General features: G+C 71.4%; 1 pseudogene. It reads right to left on the reverse strand.

The features are described 5' to 3' along the window. Positions 1-119 precede the first annotated feature (119 nt). Positions 120-1439, reverse strand: a pseudogene (locus AOK15_RS33390) (APC family permease); the annotation flags it as partial. Between the last annotated feature and the right edge of the window lie 167 nt (positions 1440-1606).

Below are 1606 nucleotides of genomic sequence, written 5' to 3' on the forward strand. Positions count from 1 at the left end.
GGGACCGCCGGTGGGGACCAGATCGGCGGCGCTCGGGACACGGGACTGCGGCAAGGCGGGAGCTCCAGGAGAGACGGCGGTGTGAGGGGAGGGGACGGCGCTGGGCTGCGGACCCGGGTTCAGACGGCCTGGCGGTCCATGGGGAGGGTGATCGCCTCGGCGTCGGTGCCGCGCCCCGTGGTGAAGTACGGCGACCGGCGCACGTACTTGGCGACCGCGGCCATGGCGAGGCCGGCGAGGACGATGGCGGCCGGCAGCGAGAACATGAACCACCCGTTGTCCGGGCTGAGTTCGAAGTGGTCGCTCATCGTCAGGTACGAGTGGCCGAGATAGCAGCCGAGGCCGAGCAGGACCAGGCCGGACGCGGCGGGCACCCCGACGGCGAGCAGCGCCTCACGTGGGCCGGAGCGCAGGGAGGTACGGAAGCGGACGGCGCAGGCTAGCGCGGTGAGGCCGTAGTACAGGGCGACGAGCAGGCCGCTGGCGTTGACGGCGGCCAGCAGCATGTCGCTCAGCCTGGGGATCGCCACGGCGAGCAGCGCGATCACGGTGGCGACGCCGAGGACCACGGCCGTGCCCGCTGCGGGGGTGCCGTACCGGGGGTGGACGCGGGTCCACACGGGGCCCATGGTGCGGTCGCGGCCCATGGCGAGCAGCCCGCGGGCCGTCGGGATCAGGGTGGCCTGGACGGAGGCCATCGCGGAGAACATCAACGCCAGCACGGGCAGCGTGGCCCATGGCTCGGCGGCGAGCTTGGCGCCCAGGTAGGGCAGTGCCTGCGGGCCGTTGCGGATGAGTTCGGCCAGGCTCATCTCCCGCTGGAAGGCGACCGAGGCGAAGAGGAACAGCCCCAGCATCGCGAACAGGGCGATGAAGCCGCCGCGCGCCGAGTCGCCCGGACTCTTCGTCTCCTCGGTGACGCTGAACGCCGCGTCCCAGCCCCAGAAGAAGAACACCGCGAGGACCAGCCCCTGAGCGAAGGCCGTGCCGTCGGGGATCTCGAACGGGTTGAACCACGACAGCGAGAAGTCCTGGTCGCCGGTGACCAGGGCCCAGCCGCAGAACCCCAGCAGCACCGCGTACTCGAAGACGAGCAGGGCGAACTGGAAGCGGGCCGCGGCCCGCAGCCCCGTGACGGCCAGCGCCGCGAGGGCGAGCAGGATGACCAGCCCGACCGCCGTGGTCACCCCTGTCGACGTGGGATCGAGAGCGACCCCGGCGACGCTGTGCAGCCCCGCCTTGCCGGCGAGGATCAGCACGACGGAACCCATGATCGCGCTGGTGTAGGCGCAGAAGATGATCGAGCCGACCAGGGTGACCCAGCCGGTCAGGAAGCCCGGCCACGGTCCGAGGGACTTGCCGACCCACACGTAGCCGTTGCCGCAGTTGGGCTCCGAACGGTTCAACCGGGCGTAGGCGGTGGCGATGTCGCTCAGGGGCTGGTCCTCGCGGTGTTCTTCTTCTGGGGCTGGGACGCGGCGTTCAGCGTCACCGAGGAGACGAAGAGTCCGGGCGACTCGGCGCGCGGCGGCTTCATCGCCCTGTTCGCGATGCTGGGGCTGTTCCTCTTCGCCTCGGTCGCCTTCCAGCGGGAGATGAGCCTGGC

It is taken from the genome of Streptomyces ossamyceticus (assembly GCF_001418475.1).
Lineage (GTDB): Bacteria > Actinomycetota > Actinomycetes > Streptomycetales > Streptomycetaceae > Streptomyces > Streptomyces ossamyceticus.